The 3,886-nt window shown below is 40.8% G+C and carries 4 protein-coding genes; all 4 read left to right on the forward strand.

Going from position 1 to position 3,886, the window contains the following annotated elements:
• Positions 1–204, forward strand: a 204-nt coding sequence (locus Q0296_RS03880; RefSeq protein WP_298036755.1) for a winged helix-turn-helix domain-containing protein, incomplete at its 5' end; no start/stop codon positions are given.
• On the forward strand, positions 197–1,366 hold the full coding sequence (locus Q0296_RS03885; protein ID WP_298036763.1) for a HAMP domain-containing sensor histidine kinase: 1,170 nt from the start codon (positions 197–199) through the stop codon (positions 1,364–1,366). The genes Q0296_RS03880 and Q0296_RS03885, both read left to right, overlap by 8 nt.
• 126 nt (positions 1,367–1,492) lie before the next feature.
• Positions 1,493–2,968 (forward strand): aldehyde dehydrogenase family protein, encoded by a 1,476-nt coding sequence (locus Q0296_RS03890; RefSeq protein ID WP_298036758.1) that lies wholly within the window; start codon positions 1,493–1,495, stop codon positions 2,966–2,968.
• A 125-nt stretch (positions 2,969–3,093) separates the two neighbouring features.
• A complete protein-coding gene (locus tag Q0296_RS03895) occupies positions 3,094–3,810 on the forward strand; it encodes a metallophosphoesterase (RefSeq protein WP_103598782.1) in 717 nt (238 codons plus the stop codon).
• The last annotated feature ends 76 nt before the right edge of the window (positions 3,811–3,886 follow it).

A 3,886-nucleotide genomic window follows, 5' to 3' on the forward strand; every position in this document is an offset into this window, starting at 1 on the left:
GCGCAGGCTGGCTCGGGGTATCATTTTTTAGGCAAATTTGCTGAAAAATTCGTAATGAGTCGCGAGGGTCAGGCTTCTAAAATTTGGAAATTTAACGAGGAGCCAAGCGAGCTTAGCCTCCGTGTCTATATCAAAAATTTACGCCAAATTTTAGGCAAAGATGCCATATTAAACAGGCGTGGAGATGGCTACATCTATGTCTGAAAAGACGCAAATTTTATTTAAAATTTTATCCCTCTATCTTGTTAGTTCCGTGCTTTTTCTAGGCTATTTTTTCATAAACGACTACAAAAATAAAAAAAATGCGCTCATCTTAAATGAGGTCAAAATGCTAAAAGAGATAAAAATGGGAATTTATATGAAAGCTAGGATGAGCGGTCTAGACTCAGTCAAAAGCCTCACAAACGAAAAGGGCGTACATGCTTGTATCATGCTGGAAAATGGCGAGAAAATTTATAAAGATTTTGAGTGTCAAAAGATAGACAAGGGCAAAAATGTAAATTTGATAGACGGCAAGGTCGCGATCTTTGAAAAGATCCAGTATATGGACGACAACGCCACGGACGAGCTCTCGCACGCGGACATCTTTCTAGTTGGCAAAGATATCAAGGCTGAAATTTTATCTTTACAAATTTCGACCACACTAAAGGCACTCTTTTTCCTTTTTGCCCTGCTCTTTGTCGCCTTTTACCTAGCAAAACTAAGCCTAAAGCCACTTTATGAAAAGATAGATACGCTAAATCACTTCATAAAAGACTCAACGCACGAAATAAATACACCCCTAAGCGTCATTTCTATGAGCATAGAAACGGCCGATCGCAACAACCTAAATGAGCGAAATTTAAAGCGTTTTAACAACATCAGCCTCGCTGCAAAGAGCCTAGGCGGCATCTATGACGCACTCGTTCATCTAAGCTTTAACCTTGATAAACCAAGCAAAAAAGAGCTAATAGATCTAAATTTGCTAACCACGCAAAGGCTAAACTATTTTTCACCATTTTTTGCCAAACGCGGACTTAAGATAGACGCTAGCCTAAAGCCTAGTTTTATAAACGCAGACCTTGAAGATGTGAGTAAAATTTTAGACAACCTCTTAAGCAACGCCTCAAAATATGCAGCGACAAATTCAAAGGTTAGCATCATTTTAGGGCCAAATTTCTTTAGCATAAGCAACACTGGACGTGGCATCAGTAAAGAGCAGCAGATGAAAATTTTTGATCGTTACACGAGATTTAACGACGATCAAGGCGGCTTTGGCATAGGGCTAAATTTAGTAAAAGAGTGCTGCAAGAAAAATGGCATCACCGTAAAATGCCAAAGCGAGCTTGATAGCGAGACTACGTTTTTGCTCTCTTGGCAGAGTTAAATTTAAAACCACCCTACTTTAAATAATAAATTTTATTAAAAAAGAGAATTTATATCCAAAATTTATTTTTGATAAATTTTATTAATATTATAATCCTTTTACAAAATCTTAATCAAGGAGAAAAGTATGAAACTACTTGAAAAATACGGGCTTTTCATAAATGGTGAGTGGCGTGACGCAAAAGACGGCGCTACACTTGATGCCAAAAATCCAGCAAACGGCGAGCACCTTGCAAAGATCGCTGATGCTACCGAAGAAGATGTAAATGACGCAGTTCGTGCTGCACGTGAGGCTTTTAATAAATTTAAACACACCACAGTTAGCGAGCGCGCAAAGCTGCTAAACAAGATCGCTGATATCATCGACGAGCACAAAGAACACTTAGCAAAAGTTGAAAGCATGGACAACGGCAAGCCAATCCGTGAGACGCTAAATGTCGATATCCCTTTTGCAGCAGAGCATTTTAGGTACTTTGCTGGCGTTATCATGGGCGAAGAAGGCAGCGCAAACGTGCTTGACGAGAAGCAACTCTCTATCGTTTTACGCGAGCCAATAGGCGTTGTAGGTCAGATCGTGCCTTGGAATTTTCCATTTTTAATGGCAGCTTGGAAGCTAGCTCCAGTTATCGCAGCAGGCGATGCGAGCGTCTTTAAACCTTCAAGCGAGACAAGTCTAAGCGTGCTTGAGCTATTTAGGCTGATAGATAAAATTTTGCCAAAAGGTTTGATAAACATAGTAACCGGCAGAGGCAGCAAGAGCGGCGAGTGGATCAAAAACCACCCAGGCCTTGACAAACTAGCATTTACTGGCTCAACCGAGATCGGCCGTGATATCGCCATAGCTGCTGCTCGCCGTATCATCCCAGCCACACTTGAGCTTGGCGGCAAGAGCGCAAATATCTTCTTTAGCGACGCAAATTTAGACAAGGCGCTTGACGGACTTCAGCTTGGAATTTTATTTAACCAAGGTCAAGTTTGCTGCGCAGGGTCTAGAATCTTCGTAGAAGAGAGCTTTTATGACAAATTTATCGAGGCTGCAGTTAAGAAATTTAGCACTATAAAAGTTGGCGATCCGCTTGATCCTAAGACTCAAATGGGTTCTCAGATCAATAAAAAACAAGCCGAGCAGATCTTAGAGTACGTAGAGATCGGCAAAAAAGAAAGTGCAAAAGTAGCAGTCGGCGGCAAAGCCTACACCGCAAATGGTTGCGACAAGGGCGCATTTGTCGAGCCAACGCTGCTAGTTGATGTGACAAACGATATGAGAGTGGCTCAGGAGGAAATCTTTGGACCAGTTGGCGTTGTCATCAAATTTAAAGATGAAGCCGAGCTTATCAAAATGGTAAATGACAGCGAATACGGCCTTGGTGGCGGAATTTTCACGCAAGACATCACGAAAGCGCTTCGCGTTGCAAGGTCTATGGAGACTGGCAGGGTTTGGATCAACACTTATAATCAAATCCCAGCAGGAAGCCCATTTGGTGGATATAAAAACTCAGGTATCGGCCGTGAGACGCACAAGATCATACTTGAGCACTACACTCAGATGAAAAACATCATGATAGATCTCACCGGCAAGGTTAGCGGCTTTTACGCACAATGATTTTAGGGGGTTTTGCCCCCTACTGCTTTAAATTTCATAAATAAAATTTCTTTCTAAATTTATCAGCAAATAACAATCTTTATTTTTAAGTTTAATAGACTAAAATTTGGCACAAAGGAGAAAATTTGAGCGAGCAAATTTACATCATAGGCGATGTGCATGGCTGTTTTAACACGCTTTTAGAGCTTATCAAGCAGTTTCCAAACAAAGAAAAATCTCAAATTTGCTTTGTTGGCGACGTGATAGATCGGGGGCTTTTTAGCTGCGACGTGGTCGAACTTATCATGCAAAATGACTATAAAATGGTCATGGGAAATCACGAGCGAAGGCTACTAAACAATAAATTTGAGTTTTTAAACAACAAAGTGCCATTTGACAGGAGCTGGTTCTTTGGAAACGGCGGCGAAGCGACATATAGATCGTATCTTGGACAAAGCACAGAGTTTAAGCAAAGGCATGTGGATTTTTTAGAAAGCAGGCCAGTTTATCTGGAATTTAAAGATTATAAAACCCAAAATGGCGAGCATCTGGTAGTCTCTCACTCAGCCGTTGGCAATATGTGGGAGCTAAGAAACGATAAATATGCTAGCGAAGAGTTTAGAAGGCACCTGCTCTCAGGCAGAGGCGATGAGCTGCAAGTTAGTGGCATCTTTAACGTCTATGGGCACACGCCAGTAAGAGAGGTAAAATTTTATAAAAATAGCGCAGATATCGACACAGGCTGTGTTTTTAACGAAGTTGGTTTTGATAAACTAAGTGCGTTAGAGTTTCCATCGATGAAAATTTATACGCAAAGAAATATTGAAAATTTTAACAAAAAGGATAAAGATGTGGTTTTCTAAAAAGAGTTCTAGCTTTGCTAGCAGGGTTGATAAATTTTGGAGCGAGCTTGGTAAAAATTACGACGCTGTCAAAAGA

This window comes from uncultured Campylobacter sp. (genome assembly GCF_937890585.1).
Classification (GTDB): Bacteria; Campylobacterota; Campylobacteria; order Campylobacterales; family Campylobacteraceae; genus Campylobacter_A.